This window comes from Sphingosinicella sp. YJ22, from assembly GCF_011320075.1.
Classification (GTDB): Bacteria; Pseudomonadota; Alphaproteobacteria; order Sphingomonadales; family Sphingomonadaceae; genus Allosphingosinicella.
In genome coordinates this window covers 23,987-40,764 of sequence record NZ_JAANPA010000031.1, presented here as the reverse complement: position 1 = coordinate 40,764, position 16,778 = coordinate 23,987, and the positions used below count along the sequence as shown (strand labels likewise).

7 protein-coding genes are annotated in these 16,778 nt (G+C 66.6%); 3 read left to right on the top strand and 4 right to left on the bottom strand.

Annotation, left to right across the window (positions count from 1 at the left end):
- Window positions 1–398 (top strand): energy transducer TonB (locus G7B71_RS11530; protein ID WP_166041008.1); only part of this gene is annotated, 398 nt, incomplete at its 5' end.
- Between the two features lie 226 nt (window positions 399–624).
- Complete coding sequence (phhA, locus tag G7B71_RS11525) at window positions 625–1,470, top strand: phenylalanine 4-monooxygenase (protein WP_166041006.1); 846 nt, start codon at window positions 625–627, stop codon at window positions 1,468–1,470.
- Between the two features lie 65 nt (window positions 1,471–1,535).
- On the opposite strand, the gene rpoC is transcribed toward phhA, so the two are convergent.
- Both rpoC and rpoB read right to left on the bottom strand, forming a co-directional pair.
- On the bottom strand, window positions 1,536–5,810 hold the full coding sequence (rpoC, locus tag G7B71_RS11520; RefSeq protein ID WP_166041004.1) for a DNA-directed RNA polymerase subunit beta': 4,275 nt from the start codon (window positions 5,808–5,810) through the stop codon (window positions 1,536–1,538).
- 70 nt (window positions 5,811–5,880) lie between these two features.
- Window positions 5,881–10,041 (bottom strand): DNA-directed RNA polymerase subunit beta, encoded by a 4,161-nt coding sequence (gene rpoB, locus G7B71_RS11515; protein WP_166041002.1) that lies wholly within the window; start codon window positions 10,039–10,041, stop codon window positions 5,881–5,883.
- Between the two features lie 447 nt (window positions 10,042–10,488).
- Here rpoB and G7B71_RS11510 point away from each other — a divergent pair, with 447 nt between their 5' ends.
- Window positions 10,489–15,156: a cadherin domain-containing protein gene (locus tag G7B71_RS11510; RefSeq protein ID WP_166041000.1), complete on the top strand. Its 4,668-nt coding sequence runs from the start codon at window positions 10,489–10,491 to the stop codon at window positions 15,154–15,156.
- Between the two features lie 129 nt (window positions 15,157–15,285).
- Here G7B71_RS11510 and rplL read toward each other — a convergent pair whose 3' ends face one another.
- Both rplL and rplJ read right to left on the bottom strand, forming a co-directional pair.
- Window positions 15,286–15,666, bottom strand: a complete 381-nt coding sequence (gene rplL / locus G7B71_RS11505; RefSeq protein ID WP_166040998.1) for a 50S ribosomal protein L7/L12 — start codon at window positions 15,664–15,666, stop codon at window positions 15,286–15,288.
- Window positions 15,667–15,749: 83 nt separating this feature from the next.
- Entirely contained in the window at window positions 15,750–16,265 is a 516-nt protein-coding gene (gene rplJ, locus G7B71_RS11500; RefSeq protein ID WP_166040997.1) for a 50S ribosomal protein L10, read from the bottom strand.
- Window positions 16,266–16,778 lie beyond the last annotated feature (513 nt).

The following is a 16,778-nucleotide window of genomic DNA, read 5'->3' as shown; positions in this document are numbered from 1 at the left end:
CCGGTGGCTCGGGCGCGGGCGGCAGCGGCGGCGGCGCCAGCCGGGCGCGGCACATGTCCGGGCAGATCGTCCGCCGCGACTATCCCCGCGCCGCGGTCGAGGCGCGCGCCGAGGGACGGGTGGAGACCCGCTTCACCGTCGGCACCGATGGGCGGGTCAGCAATTGCCGGGTCACGCGAAGCAGCGGCAACGCGGCGCTCGATCAGACCACCTGCCGGCTGATCGAGCAGCGCTTCCGCTGGACTCCGGCGCGTGACGCCCAGGGCCGGCCCGTCGCCGAGGAGCGCGGCTGGCAGCAGACCTGGTGGCTCGAGCGCCGCACCCCCGCCCCGGCGCGGCCGGCCGAGCCGGCGGACAAGGCCGAACCGCGCAGCGAGACTCCGCGGGACGTCGAATGATCCCGTTCATTGACAGGTCAGCCGGTCGCCCGCATCTTTAGGGCAATGGCGCACGATCTCACTCGCCAGGCCTCAGCCGCTCTGCCGCGCGTCGCCGCGGCCGCCCTCTATTACGCCTATGGCACCGCACGGGCGGGACCGGGCTGACGCGTCTTTAACAAGACCGTTTTCACCGACCCCGTCCGGACCCCGGGCGGGGTTTTTCTTTGCGCGAAAGGAAGACCCGATGTTCACCGAGTTCGAAGCAGCCCCGCCGCCGGACGGGCCGCAGCTCCCGCCGCACGTCCATCTCGTCCGCCCGCCGGGCACCGCCGAGGACTGGACGATGCCGCAGGACTGGGAGCGATTTACCGACGAGGAGCACCGCGTCTGGGACCTCCTGTTCGCGCGCCAGCAGGAGCGGCTCGCCGGCCGCGTGGTGCGGGCGTTCGCGGAAGGGCTCGAAATGCTGCGCCTGTCGCGGCCCGGCATCCCGGAGCTCGGCGAGCTCAACGACCGGCTGCACAGGCGGACGGGGTGGGAGGTCGTCGCGGTGCCCGGCCTGCTTCCGGACGACGTCTTCTTCGCTCATCTCGCAGCGCGGCGCTTCCCCGCCGGCAATTTCATCCGCCGCGCCGACCAGCTGGATTACATCGAGGAGCCGGACGTGTTCCACGACGTGTTCGGCCACGTGCCGATGCTCGCCAACGCGGCGGTCGCGGACTTCATGCAGGCGCTCGGCGGGGCGGGGCTGAGCGCGCTCGCCAGCGGCGACATCCACCGCCTGTCACGGCTTTACTGGTACAGTGTCGAGTTCGGCCTCGCCCGCGAGGACGGCGCGCTGAAGATCTACGGCGCCGGCCTCGCGTCCAGCTTCGAGGAAGCGGGCTATGCGCTCGACAGCCCGCTGCCGCGCCGCAAGCCGTTCGACCTGCGCACTGTGCTGCGCACCCGCTACCGCTCCGACGCGCTCCAGCAGGGCTATTTCATCGTCGACAGCTTCGACGGCCTGCTCGCCGAGATCGAAGCGGCGGATCTCGACGGGCTTTACGAAGAAGCGGAAGGCCAGCCGGACCTGTCGCCGGCCGACTGAGCCCAAACGAAAACGCCCCGCCGGTCTGCCGGCGGGGCGCTTCGTTGTCAGGACAAGGCCAGGCCTTACTCCTGGTTCAGATACTCGCCGGCATCCTCGTCGGTGCCGTGGCCCGAGGGGACCACGTCGCTCAGAGGATCGGCCTGGATCGCGGCTTCCGGACCCTGGGCGAGCTCCGCCTTGTGCTCCTCCTCGGCCGTGTTGGCGGCGATGAGGGCCTCCTGCATGCGACGCTGGGTCGCGCGCAGAGCGGCGTCGCGGCTCGAGGCGGCGATGCGCATGCGGTTCATGCCCGCGCCGGTGCCCGCCGGGATGAGGCGGCCGACGATGACGTTCTCCTTGAGACCGTCCAGCGTGTCGATCTTGCCCTGCACCGAAGCCTCGGTGAGGACCCGGGTCGTCTCCTGGAACGAGGCGGCCGAGATGAACGAGCGGGTCTGCAGGCTCGCCTTGGTGATTCCAAGGAGGACCGGCTTGCCCTGCGCCGGCTGCTTCTTCGCGGCGACGAGCTTGGCATTGGCCTCGCGCATCTCCGCGAGGTCGACCTGCTCGCCCTTGAGGAAGGTGGAATCGCCGTCCTCAGTGATCTCGACCTTCTGCAGCATCTGGCGAACGATCACCTCGATGTGCTTGTCGTTGATCTTCACGCCCTGCAGTCGATAGACCTCCTGGATCTCCGACACGAGATACTCGGCCAGCGCCTTGACGCCGAGCACTTCGAGGATGTCGTGCGGATCCGGGCTGCCGCCGATCAGATTGTCGCCGCGCTTGACGAAGTCGCCTTCCTGCACGTCGATGACCTTGGACTTGGGCACCAGATACTCGACCGGCTCGCCCCCGTCCTCGGGGATGATCGCGATCTTGCGCTTGGCCTTATAGTCCTTGCCGAAGGCGATTCGGCCGGAGACCTTCGCGATGATCGCGTTCTCCTTCGGCTTGCGCGCCTCGAACAGCTCCGCGACGCGCGGCAGACCGCCGGTGATGTCGCGGGTCTTGGCGGACTCGCGGCTGACACGGGCGATGACTTCACCCGCGGCCACCGTCTGGCCCTCCTCGACCGAGAGCATCGCGCCCGGAGCGAGCATGTAGCGCGCGGCCTCACCCGAGCCCTCGTCGAGCAGGGTGATGCGCGGACGCAGATCCTCCTTGCTCCGGCCGGTGGCGCGGAACTCGGTGACGACGCGCTGGGCGATGCCGGTGGCCTCGTCCGTCTGCTCCGCCAGGGTCTTGCCCTCGATCAGGTCCTGGAACGCGACCTTGCCGCCCTTTTCGGTGATCACCGGCATCATGAACGGATCCCACTCGGCCAGGCGATCGCCCTTGTTCACGATGTGACCATGCTCGACGATCAGGTGCGCGCCGTAGGGGATGCGGTGCGACGACAATTCGCGCCCGTCCATATCCTCGATCACCAGCTCGCCGTTGCGCGCCATCGCGACGTGACGGCCGCGCGGATCGGTGATGACCGGCAGGTCCTTCAGCTTGATCGTGCCGTCGACCGGGGCTTCAAGGCTCGACGTCTCGTTGAGCTGAGCGGCGCCGCCGATGTGGAAGGTCCGCATCGTCAGCTGGGTGCCCGGCTCGCCGATCGACTGCGCCGCGATGACGCCGACCGCCTCGCCGATGTTGACCGGCGTGCCGCGGGCGAGGTCACGCCCGTAGCACTTGGCGCAGACGCCGTTCTCGCTCTCGCAGACCAGCGGCGACCGGATGTGCACCGCCTGGACTCCGAGCTCGTCGATCATCCGCGCGCCGTTCTCGTCAATGAGCTCGCCTTCCTTGGCGATGACGGTGCCGGTCTTGCTGTCGACCACGTCCTCGATCGGCGTGCGGCCGAGGATGCGCTCGCCGAGCGAGGCGATGGTGGCGCCGCCCTGGACGATGGCGCGCATCTCCAGGTTGTTCTCGGTGCCGCAATCCGGCTCCACGACGACGCAGTCCTGCGACACGTCGACGAGACGGCGGGTCAGGTAGCCGGAATTCGCCGTCTTGAGCGCGGTGTCGGCGAGACCCTTGCGGGCGCCGTGGGTCGAGTTGAAGTACTCAAGGACGGTCAGGCCTTCCTTGAAGTTGGAGATGATCGGGGTCTCGATGATCTCGCCCGAGGGCTTGGCCATGAGGCCGCGCATGCCGGCGAGCTGCTTCATCTGGGCCTGCGAACCACGGGCGCCGGAGTGAGCCATCATGTAGATGGAGTTGATCGGGGCCATGCGCCCGGACTTGTCCTTCGGCTGCGCCTTGATCTTATCCATCATGGCGTTCGCGACCTGGTCGCCGCAACGGCTCCAGGCGTCGATCACCTTGTTGTACTTCTCCTGCTGCGTGATCAGGCCATCCTGATACTGCTGCTCGTAATCCTTCACGAGGCTACGGGTTTCGTCGACGAGGCCTTCCTTCTCGTGCGGGATGACCATGTCATCCTTGCCGAACGAGATGCCGGCGCGGAACGCGTGGCGGAAGCCGAGCTGCATGATCGCGTCGGCGAACAGCACCGTGTCCTTCTGGCCGGTGTGGCGATAGACCTCGTCGATGACGTCGCCGATGTCCTTCTTGGTGAGCAGTCGGTTGACGGTCTCGAACGGGACCTTGTGGCTCTTCGGCAGAGTCTCGGCGAGCAGCATTCGGCCCGGCGTCGTCTCGAAGCGCTTCATGTAGGTCTTGCCGCTCTCGTCCGTCTGCGGGACTCGGCTGACGATCTTCGAGTGCAGAGTCACCGCGCCGACGTGGAGGGCCTGGTGGACCTCCTGCATGTCGGCAAGCAGCATGCCCTCGCCGGGCTCGCCCTCACGCTCCATCGACAGATAGTAGAGGCCCAGCACCATATCCTGCGACGGCACGATGATCGGCTTGCCGTTGGCGGGCGACAGGATGTTGTTGGTCGACATCATCAGGACGCGCGCTTCCAGCTGCGCCTCGAGGCTCAGCGGGACGTGCACGGCCATCTGGTCGCCGTCGAAGTCGGCGTTGAACGCGGCGCAGACCAGCGGGTGAAGCTGGATCGCCTTGCCCTCGATCAGCACCGGCTCGAACGCCTGGATGCCGAGACGGTGGAGCGTCGGCGCGCGGTTGAGAAGGACCGGGTGCTCGCGAATGACTTCGTCGAGGATGTCCCAGACTTCCTTGCGCTCCTTCTCGACCCACTTCTTCGCCTGCTTGAGGGTCATCGACAGACCCTTGGCGTCGAGGCGCGAGTAGATGAACGGCTTGAACAGCTCGAGCGCCATCTTCTTCGGAAGGCCGCACTGGTGGAGCTTCAGCTCCGGACCGGTGACGATGACCGAGCGGCCCGAATAGTCGACGCGCTTGCCGAGCAGGTTCTGGCGGAAGCGGCCCTGCTTGCCCTTGAGCATGTCGGACAGCGACTTCAGCGGACGCTTGTTAGCGCCGGTGATGGTGCGGCCGCGGCGGCCGTTGTCGAACAGGGCGTCGACCGCCTCCTGAAGCATGCGCTTCTCGTTGCGGACGATGATGTCCGGAGCGCGAAGCTCCATCAGCCGCTTCAGTCGGTTGTTGCGGTTGATGACCCGGCGGTAGAGGTCGTTGAGGTCCGAGGTCGCGAAGCGGCCGCCGTCCAGCGGGACGAGCGGGCGCAGCTCGGGCGGGATGACCGGCACGACGTCGAGGATCATCCACTCCGGGCGGTTGCCGGACTCGAGGAAGCTCTCGACGACTTTCAGGCGCTTGATGATCTTCTTGGGCTTCAGCTCCGACTTGGTCTCGGCCAGCTCCTTCAGCAGCTCTTCCTTCTCGCCCTCGAGGTCGAGGTCGATGAGCATCTGCTTGACCGCCTCGGCGCCGATGCCGGCGGTGAAGGCGTCCTCGCCATATTCATCCTGCGCGTCGAGCAGCTCGTCCTCGGTGAGGAGCTGGAACTTCTCGAGCGGGGTGAGGCCGGGCTCGGTGACGATGTAGCTCTCGAAGTAAAGGACACGCTCGAGCTGCTTCAGCTGCATGTCGAGCAGAAGGCCGATGCGGCTCGGAAGCGACTTCAGGAACCAGATGTGGGCGACCGGCGCGGCCAGCTCGATATGGCCCATGCGCTCGCGGCGGACCTTCGAGACAGTGACCTCGACGCCGCACTTCTCGCAGACGATGCCCTTGTACTTCATGCGCTTGTACTTCCCGCACAGGCACTCGTAATCCTTGATCGGACCGAAGATGCGCGCGCAGAACAGGCCGTCGCGCTCGGGCTTGAACGTGCGGTAGTTGATCGTCTCAGGCTTCTTGATCTCGCCGAACGACCAGGAGCGGATCCGCTCGGGCGAGGCGATGCCGATCTTGATCTGGTCGAACGTCTCCGGCTTGGCGACCGGGTTCGCGAAATTGGTCAGTTCGTTCATTTCTTTTTCCCTCTAAGGGGTCAATTTCTCTGGAGCGGAGGTGAGGGGCGCCCGAAGGCGCCCCGTCAGATCACTCCGCCGCCTCGGCCAGCCCACCGTCCTCGTCGGTATCGACAAGGCTGTTGAGCTCCACGTTGAGGCCCAGCGAGCGCATCTCCTTGACGAGCACGTTGAAGCTCTCGGGGATGCCGGCCTCGAAGGTGTCGTCGCCCTTGACGATCGCCTCATAGACCTTGGTGCGGCCGATCACGTCGTCCGACTTCACCGTCAGCATCTCCTGCAGGGTGTAGGCGGCGCCGTAAGCCTGAAGCGCCCACACCTCCATCTCACCGAAGCGCTGGCCGCCGAACTGCGCCTTGCCGCCCAGCGGCTGCTGGGTGACGAGGCTGTACGGGCCGATCGAGCGCGCGTGGATCTTGTCGTCCACGAGGTGGTGGAGCTTCAGCATGTAGATGTAGCCCACCGTCACCTTGCGGTCGAAGGCGTCGCCGGTGCGGCCGTCGAACAGGGTGACCTGGCCCGACGGGTCGAGACCCGCCTTCTCCAGCATCGCCGCGACGTCGGCTTCCTTGGCGCCGTCGAACACCGGAGTGCCCATCGGCAGGCCGCCGGTGAGGTTGGAGGCGAGCTCCATCACGTCCTCGTCGGTACGGGCGTCGATGTCCGCGTCGTAATTGGGGCCGTACATGTCCTTGAGCTTGGCGCGGACGGCTTCGACACCCTTGCCTTCGAACTCCTGGCCGTTGTCGTGCATCTGCTCGAGCATGGCCTTGATCTGCTGGCCGAGGCCGCGGGCGGCCCAACCGAGATGAGTCTCGAAGATCTGCCCGACGTTCATGCGCGACGGCACGCCCAGCGGGTTGAGCACGATGTCGGCATGGGTCCCGTCCTCGAGGAACGGCATGTCCTCGATCGGCAAGATGCGCGAGATGACGCCTTTGTTGCCGTGACGGCCGGCCATCTTGTCGCCCGGCTGAAGCTTGCGCTTCACCGCGACGAACACCTTGACCATCTTGAGCACGCCCGGCGGCAGCTCGTCGCCACGCTCCAGCTTCTCGACCCGGTCGTCGAGGCGCCGCTTGATGGCGCCTTCGGCCTCGTCATACTGAGCCTTGACCGCCTCGAGGTCGGCCTGGACGGAGTCGTCCTTCACCGCGAACTTCCACCATTCGTGCGGCTCGACGCTGTCGAGAGCGGCGGAGTCGATCTCGGCTCCCTTCTTGACGCCCTTCGGCGCCGCGGTGGCGACCTGACCGACCAGCATCTCGCGCAGGCGGGCATAGGTCGACCGCTTGAGGATCGAGCGCTCGTCGTCCGCGTCCTTGCGGAGACGATCCTTCTCCTCGGTCTGGATCGCGCGGGTACGGTCGTCGATGTCGATGCCGTGACGGTTGAACACGCGCACCTCGACCACCGTGCCGGACACGCCCGGCGGCAGGCGGAGCGAGGTGTCGCGAACGTCCGACGCCTTCTCGCCGAAGATGGCGCGGAGGAGCTTCTCCTCCGGAGTCATCGGGCTTTCGCCCTTCGGCGTGATCTTGCCGCACAGAATGTCGCCCGGCTCGACCTCGGCGCCGATGTAGACGATGCCGGCCTCGTCGAGGTTCCTGAGCGCCTCTTCACCGACGTTCGGGATGTCGCGGGTGATGTCCTCCGGACCCAGCTTGGTGTCGCGGGCCATCACCTCGAACTCCTCGATGTGGATCGAGGTGAAGACGTCGTCCTTCACGATCCGCTCGGAGATCAGGATCGAGTCCTCATAGTTGTAGCCGTTCCACGGCATGAACGCGACGAGCACGTTCCGGCCGAGGGCGAGCTCGCCCATCTCGGTCGAGGGACCGTCGGCGATGACGTCGCCCTTGCGGACCAGGTCGCCCTTCTTCACCAGCGGGCGCTGGTTGATGCAGGTGTTCTGGTTCGAGCGCTGGAACTTCATCAGCGTGTAGATGTCGACGCCCGACTTGCCGGCCTCGACGTCCTCGGTCGCGCGGATGACGATGCGGGCCGCATCGACCTGGTCGACCACGCCGGTGCGGCGCGCCGAGATGGCCGCGCCGGAATCGCGCGCCACCGTTTCTTCCATGCCGGTGCCGACGAACGGCGCCTCGGCCTGGACCAGCGGCACCGCCTGGCGCTGCATGTTCGAGCCCATCAGCGCGCGGTTGGCGTCGTCATTCTCGAGGAACGGAATGAGCGAGGCGGCAACCGAGACCAGCTGCTTCGGCGACACGTCCATCAGGGTGATCTGGTCGCGCGGCGCCATGAGGAAGTCGCCGGCCTGGCGGCTGGAGACGATTTCCTCGACGAAGCGGCCCTCGTCGTCGAGCTCAGCGTTCGCCTGGGCGACGGTGTGCTTCTGCTCCTCCATCGCGGAGAGGTAGATGACCTCGTTGGTGACCTTGCCGTCGATGATCTTGCGATACGGAGTCTCGATGAAGCCGTACTTGTTGACCCGCGCGAAGGTGGCGAGCGAGTTGATCAGGCCGATGTTCGGGCCTTCCGGAGTCTCGATCGGGCAGATTCGGCCATAGTGGGTCGGATGGACGTCGCGGACCTCGAAGCCCGCGCGCTCGCGGGTGAGGCCGCCCGGCCCGAGCGCCGAGACGCGACGCTTGTGCGTCACTTCGGAGAGCGGGTTGGTCTGGTCCATGAACTGCGACAGCTGCGACGAACCGAAGAACTCGCGCACCGCGGCGACCGCGGGCTTGGCGTTGATCAGGTCGTTCGGCATCACGGTCGACACGTCGACCGAGCTCATGCGCTCCTTCACGGCGCGCTCCATGCGGAGCAGGCCGACGCGATACTGGTTCTCGAGCAGCTCGCCGACCGAACGCACGCGGCGGTTACCGAGATTGTCGATGTCGTCGATCTCGCCCTTGCCGTCCTTCAGGTTCACCAGCTCCTGGACGACCGCGACGATGTCCTCGGTGCGCAGGGTGGTGACGGTGTCCTCGGCGTCGAGGCCGAGGCGCATGTTGAGCTTCACGCGGCCGACGGCCGAGAGGTCATAGCGCTCGGAATCGAAGAACAGGCCGTAGAAGAGCGCCTCGGCGGTCTCCTTGGTCGGCGGCTCGCCCGGACGCATGACGCGGTAGATGTCGGCGAGCGCGCTGTCGCGGTCCTCCGACTTGTCCGCCTTCAGCGTGTTGCGCATCCACGCGCCGGTGTTGACGTGATCGATGTCGAGCAGCTCGATGCGGTCGATGCCGGCCTTGTCGAGCTTCTCGAGATTCTCGGGGGAGACCTCGTCGCCGGCCTCGATGTAAATCTCGCCGGTCGACTCGTTGATGAGGTCGTAGGCCGAATAGCGGCCGAAAATCTCTTCGGTCGGGATGAGGAGGTTCTGGAGGCCGTCCTTCTCCGCCTTGTTGGCGGCGCGCGGCGTGATCTTGGTGCCGGCGGGGAAGACGACCTCGCCGGTGTCGGCATTGACCACGTCGTAGAGCGGCTTCTGGCCCCGCCAATTGTCCTTCACATAAGGAACCTGCCAGCCGTTCGGGCCGCGGACGTAGGTCACGCGGTTGTAGAAGGTGTTGAGGATTTCCTCGCTGGTGAGGCCCAGCGCGTGCAGGAGGGCGGTGACCGGCAGCTTGCGCTTGCGGTCGATTCGGACGTTGACGATGTCCTTGGCGTCGAACTCGAAGTCGAGCCACGAGCCGCGATAGGGGATGACGCGGGCGGCGAAGAGATACTTGCCCGAGGCGTGGGTCTTGCCGCGGTCATGGTCGAAGAGCACGCCCGGCGAGCGGTGCATCTGCGAAACGATTACGCGCTCGGTGCCGTTGACGATGAACGTGCCGTTCTTCGTCATCAGCGGCATGTCGCCCATGTAGACGTCCTGCTCCTTGATATCGAGCACTGAGCGGGTTTCGGTATCGGGATCGACCTCGAATACGATCAGGCGAAGGGTGACGCGCATCGGCGCGGCATAGGTCATGCCCCGCTGGCGGCACTCGTCGGTGTCGTACTTGGGATCCTCGAGCTCGTAATTGACGAAGTCGAGCTCGGCGGTGCCGGCGAAGTCGCGGATCGGGAAGACCGAGCGAAGGGTCTTCTCGAGGCCGGACACATAGCCGTCCGCGGGCCGCGAACGGAGGAATTGCTCATAGCTTTCGCGCTGAACCTCGATGAGGTTCGGCATCTCGCTGACTTCGTGGATGTTGCCGAAAATCTTGCGGATGCGCTTGGACGCGGAAGAGCGCGTCTCGGTCGCCGGAGCTGCAGTCGCCATAAATGTGTATCTCGCCTTCCCAGAACAGGAGCGCTCCAGACGCAAAAAGCCGCGGCTCCGAGGGGTGTGGAGACGCAGCTGATAGCGGCCTGGCAATCCCTTCCAGCCAATGCGTGCGATGCGCTGCGCGACGGCGCATCCTGTTCCGGCGGGAAAGGGTGAGAGCGCCATGTAGGTAAAGAGGGTGGCGATGTCAAACCGCGTGGCAAAAGAAAATGGGCTTTTCGCCGCGCCCCGCGTCTCGTCCCGAAATGGGCTCTTGCCGCTGAATTGTCACGGAAACTTCTTGCACGCCGGCTAGTGCGGCGGGCGCGGCTTGCTTACGGATAGCAACAACTCGGATTGGGCCGATTCGCGGGAATCGGCCTTGCCGACCTGACCGACGGGGGGACGGGTTCGCGGATGGGCGCGAGACGGCTTCCTGCAACTCTTGCCGGAGACGCCTCGATGACCTGGACTCCTCACGCCCTTCGCAACAGCAAGTTCATGCAGAACTGGACCGGGACCGCGGGCCAGCTCACGACCGACAATTGGGGCGTTCCGAGCATCGTCGGCTATCGCGGCGACGGCCTCAGCAGCAGCACGTCGACCGACCCGCAGAACGTCCGCGCCGACGGCAGCGCCACTCCGGTCAACCTGATCAACGGCAGCAGCGCGACGAGCTCCACGGGCGGCGTCCACGAGATCAGCGACGACGTGGTCGCGCTGCAGGGCTCCGGCACCGCCGATGCGCCGCACCTGGTCATCTATCTCGACACGACCGACGTCCAGAACGTGCGCTTCACAGCGATTCTGCGCGAGCTCGACAATTCCACCACCGACCAGAAGTTCGCGGTCCAGTATCGGATCGGCGGCACCGGCGACTTCATCAACCTGCCGGGCGGGGCGGTCAGCGGCGTGTTCAACGCCGCGGGCAACCAGACCGTCGACCTCGACGTGCTGCTGCCGGCCGCAGCCAACAACCAGTCGCTGGTCGAGATCCGAATCATCACCAACGACGCGCCGGGCAGCGACGCGATGGTCGGAATCGACGACATCGTCGTGTCCAGCGAGCCGCTGGCCGGCGACACGCCGGGCGTATTGGCGATCGCCGACGCTCAGGTCGTCGAGGGCGATGCCGGCTTCACCACGATGAGCTTCGAGGTCAGCCGCCAGGGCGGCACGGACGGCGCCGTCTCGGCGACCTGGACGGTGACGTTCCCGGGCAGCGCCAATTCGGCCGACCTCGCCGGGCCGCTGACCGGGACGGTCAGCTTCGCCGACGGCGACTCGACGACCCAGATCGTCACCATCCAGGTCGCCGGCGACCTCGACTTCGAGGCCGACGAGACCTTTACCGTCACCCTGTCGGCGCCGACCGGCGGCGCCGCGCTGACCGACGCGGTCGCGACCGGCACGATCGTCAACGACGACGTGCCACCGCCCGCCCAGGGCGGCGTGTTCGTCAACGAGATCCATTACGACAATCAGGGCAATCCGGACGTCGGCGAGCGCATCGAAGTCGCCGCGGCCGCGGGGACGAACCTCAGCGGCTGGACCATCGTCCTCTACAACGGCAGCAATGGCGCCTCCTACGCGCCGCTCATCGCCCTGAGTGGCGTCGTGCCCGACCAGGACGACGGCTACGGCACGCTCTCCTTCAACGTCGGCGGCAACGGCATCCAGAACGGCTCGCCCGACGGCTTCGCGCTCGTCGATCCGTTCGGCCGCGTCGTCCAGTTCCTGTCCTACGAGGGCACCATCACCGCGACCAACGGCCCGGCGGCGGGCATGACCAGCACCGACATCGGCGTGTCCGAAGCCGGCGGCGATCAGCCCGGCCTGTCGCTTCAGCTGACCGGCACCGGCGCGAGCTACGAGGATTTCAGCTGGACCAGCGTCCGCGCCGACAATTTCGGCGCGGTCAACACAGGCCAGGACTTCATCGGCGGCGACGCCACCGGCCTCATCAGCATCGTCGACGCGCGAGTCGTCGAGGGCAATGACGGCGAGCGCGACATGGTGTTCACCGTGCGCCGCGCCGGCGGCCTCAACCAGAGTGCCACCGCCGATTACGAGATCGGCCACGGCACCACCGATACGGCCGACCTCGGCGCCGGCCAGGCGCTGACCGGAAGCGTGTCGTTCGCGGTCGGAGTCGCAAGCGTCGAAATCCGGGTCCGGATCAGCGGCGATACCGCGCCCGAGTTCAACGAGAGCCTGACCGTCACCTTGACCGGCACCACCGGCAACGTCGCCATCGCCGACGGCAGCGCGACCGGCGTCATCGTCAACGACGACCCGCTCAACCTGCGCATCTACGAGATCCAGGGCGAGCAGCACCGTTCGCCGTTCGAGGGCCAGCCGGTGACCACCACCGGAATCGTCACCGCGCTCGCGTCCAACGGCTTCTACCTCCAGGACGCCGCCGGCGACGGCAATTCACGCACCTCCGACGCGATCTTCGTCTTCACCCGCACCGCCCCGACCGTCGCGATCGGCGACGGCGTCCTGGTCAGCGGCACGGTGACCGAGTTCGGCGGCGGCGCCGGCCTCACCACCACCGAGATCGAGGCGTCGACCGTGACCGTCCAGTCGAGCGGCAATGCGCTGCCCGACGCGGTGGTGATCGGCACCGGCGGAATCCTGCCCCCGTCCGAGATCATCGACGACGACGGCTTCAGCGTGTTCGATCCCGAGAATGACGGGATCGATTTCTACGAAGCGCTGGAAGGCATGCGCGTCACCGTCGAGGCGCCGCTCGTGGTCGCCAACGGCCGCGACGGCGGAGTCCATGTCGTCGCGTCGGGCGGGGAGGGCGCCACCGGCACCAACAGCCGCGGCGGAATCACCATTTCCGACGGCGACTTCAATCCCGAGCGGATCCGCCTGACCGGCGACGCGCAGCTCGAGAATCTGACTCAAGGCGACCGCCTCGGCGACGTCACCGGCGTCGTTTCCTATGGCGACGGCAATTTCCGCGTCGTGCTCGGCGAGACCGCGACCGTCACCCATGACGAGGGCCCGCTGGAGCGCGAGACGACCGACCTCGTCGGCGGCCGCAACCATCTCACCGTCGCAAGCTTCAACGTCGAGAATCTGAGCCTCGCCGACGAGGATGCGAAGTTCGAGATCCTCGCCGACAATATCCGGCTCAACCTGCAGGCGCCCGACATCATCGGCCTCCAGGAGATGCAGGACGCCAATGGCGCCAACGGCAGCCATCCCTTGTCCGCCGCCGAGACGGCCCAGCGCCTGATCGACGAAATCCTCGAGGATGGCGGGCCGCAATATATCTATGTCGAGATCGCGCCGGCGACCGCGAACAGCACTGGCGGCGAGGCCGGCGGCAACATCCGCAACGGCTTCCTCTACCGCGCCGACCGGGTCGACTATGTCGAAGGCAGCGCTCAGCTGCTCACCGGCGGGCCGGGCAGCACCGTCTTCGCCAATAGCCGCAATCCGCTGGTCGCCGACTTCATCTTCAACGGCGAGACGGTGCGGGTGGTCAACGTCCACGCTCCGGCTCGAATCAACAGCGACCCGTTGATGGGCGCCAACCAGCCGCCGTTCAACGCCGGCGAGGCCGGCCGCAACGCGCAGAGCGCGGTGGTGCGCCAGTTCCTCGAGGAATCGCTGGCGACCAACCCGAACTTGCGCCTGGGCGTGCTCGGCGACTTCAACGGTTTCTGGTTCGAGGAATCGCTGACCAGCCTCGAGGCGGGCGGGGTCGTCACCAATCTCCACCGGCTCAATCCGGAGGAGGAGCGCTACGGCTACATCTTCGACGGCAATAGCCAGGCCATCGACCATCTGCTGGTCAGCGGCAACATGATGCCAGGCGCTCTGTTCGACATCGTCCACCTCAACAGCGAGCAGCCGCGCACCGTGTTCCGCGGCACCGACCATGACGCGATCGTCGGCCGCCTGTTCATTGAGCATCCCAACGAGGCGCCGACCGACCTCGCGATCGACGATTCCGTGGTGGTCGAGAACGCGCCGGCGGGCACCCTCGTCGGAACGCTCAGCGCCGAGGATCCGGACGAGGACATGCTGTCCTTCCAGCTGGTCGACGACGCCGGCGGCCTGTTCGATCTCGACTCCGCGACTGGCGCGCTGACCACGACCGCGCCGCTCGATTTCGAGGCGCAGTCGAGCTACACGATCGTCGCCGAGGCGGTCGATCCCGACGGCCTTCGCGTGGCCCGCGAGTTCGTCATCACCGTCGCCGACATCAACGAGGCGCCGGTCGCCGAGGGCGACGCGGTCGCGGTCGACGAGGACGCCACGACCGCCAACCTGTGGGCCACCCTGCTCGCCAACGACAGCGATCCGGATGCCGGTACGACGCTGACGATCCAGTCGGTCGACACCTCCGCCACCAACGGCAGCGTCATCTTCGACGCCGCGACTCAGACCCTGCGCTACGTCGCCGACGCCGACTCCTACGACCTGCTGTTGCCGGGCCAGACCGCGACGGATCGCTTCACCTACACGGTGACCGACGGCAGCGGCCTGACCAGCACCGCGACGGTCGAAGTAACCGTCACCGGCCGCTTCGACACCGAGGTCCGCTTCGGTGGCAACGGCAATGACGTGATCGCCACCGGCGCCGGCGAGGACTTCCTCTACGGCGGCAACGGCAACGACGCGCTGTCGGGCGGCGACGGCCACGACCTGCTGGCCGGCGACAACGGCAATGACAGCCTGTCCGGCGGCTCCGGCAACGATGTCCTGCTCGGCGGCAACGGCAACGACCTGCTCGACGGCGGCGCCGGCCGCGACAATCTCCACGGCGGCAACGGCAACGACCGGATGTCGGGCGGGGAGGGGCCGGATTCCTTCTGGTTCGCGCGGGGCGGGGGCAACGACACGATCCTCGATTTCGACGTCGCCGAGGACCGCCTCGTGCTGAACGGCGTGGGCGTGCAAAGCCACCGCGTCGGCGACGTCGACGGGGACGGCATCGCCGACCTCTCGATCGCGTTCAGCCACGGCGGCGGCTCGGTGGTGCTGCTCGGCGTCGACGATTTCGCGGCGGTCGAGATCGAAGACGGCCCGTCGGCCTCGCTCGGCGGCATCCTGCAACCGGCGCCCTACGGACTCGGCGTCGCGCCGCTCGAATTCCAGTTCTGACGGTCTGGAGGGGAGAGCCACTCCCCTCCGATCGCTGCCGCGCGGCCAAAGAAAAAGGGCGGCCCGTCTCCGGACCGCCCTCTCCCTCCACGGGCGCTTCAAGACACCCGCAAAGCTCGTTCGAGAAGCTTACTTAAGCTCGACGGTGCCGCCGGCTTCCTCGATCTGCTTCTTGATCTTCTCGGCTTCGTCCTTGGCGACGCCTTCCTTGATCGGCTTCGGCGCGCCTTCGACCAGCGCCTTGGCTTCGCCGAGGCCCAGGCCGGTGATCGCACGGACTTCCTTGATCACGTTGATCTTCTTGCCACCGTCGCCGGTGAGGATCACGTCGAACTCGGTCTGCTCTTCAGCAGCCGGGGCGCCAGCGCCGCCACCGGCGGCCGGACCGGCAACCGCGACAGCCGCGGCGGCCGAAACGCCCCACTTCTCTTCGAGGGCCTTGGCGAGGTCAGCCGCTTCGAGGACGGTCAGTTCGGAAAGCTGGTCAACCAGCGCGTTGATGTCTGCCATTTTCAATTCTCCAGTTCATTTCGTCATGCCAGCGCAGGCTGGCATCTACGGTGGGCCCCAGCTTGCGCTGGGGTGACGGGTAATCAGGCCTCTTCTTTGGCCGCATAGGCGCCGAACACGCGGGCGAGCTTGGCCGCAGGCGCATTGGCGAGCTGGGCGAGCTTGGTCGCGGGCGCCTGGACGAGGCCCACGATCTTGGCACGCAGTTCGTCAAGCGACGGCAGCTCGGCGAGCGCCTTCACTCCGTTCGCATCGAGGAGCGTATCGCCCATCGCGCCGCCGACGATCTCGAACTTGTCGGTCGTCTTGGCGAAATCCACGGCGACCTTGGCGGCCGCGACGGGATCGGACGATGTGGCGAGCGCCGTCGGGCCGGTCAGCATGTCGCTGATCGGCGCGTAAGGCGTTCCCTCGACGGCGATGAGAGCGAGCGTGTTCTTGGACACCTTGTAGCTGGCGCCAGCGTCGCGCATCCGGATCCGCAGGGCGGTGGACTGGGCCACCGACATGCCGAGATTGCGGGTGATGACCACCACGCCGGTCTCGTTGAACGTCTGCTTCAGCTGTGCGACCTGCTCTCTCTTTTGAGCTCGATCCATGCCTCTTCCTTTCGCGCTCCCGCTGGGCGGGAACGCACACGAAACCCGACGGGACATCCGCCGGGGTAGTTGTCCGAGGGGATTGGTCGCGCGTCCGCGGGCACTTGAGGCCGTGGCAGACTCAGCCGCGGCTTAGCCGGGCTGGTGAAACTCTTCCCCGTCTAGGCTGGAGATTAAGGGCCTGGGCCCACCAGCTGTCTCGGACGGCGACCGGCGGGCGAACCCACGGTCAGGGGCGGCCCCATAACAGATCGGGCAGCGCGGTCAAGGGGAGGACGTGCGGCTTCGCGCCGATTCGAATTGGTTAATTTCTTCGCGCGCGCACAGAAGCGGAGACTCCAGGCAAAGAAAAAGCCCCGCCGAAACGGGGCTTTATGGTTGTGCTGAGATCAGCGGATCAGCGGTAGCTTCCACCGCCCCAAAGCCATGCCCAGATACTCATGCCGACCTCCCTTAGGTTTTTGGCTACGGAGGTATTAACCTTAATTGGTATCCTTAACAAGTAAAAAGCCA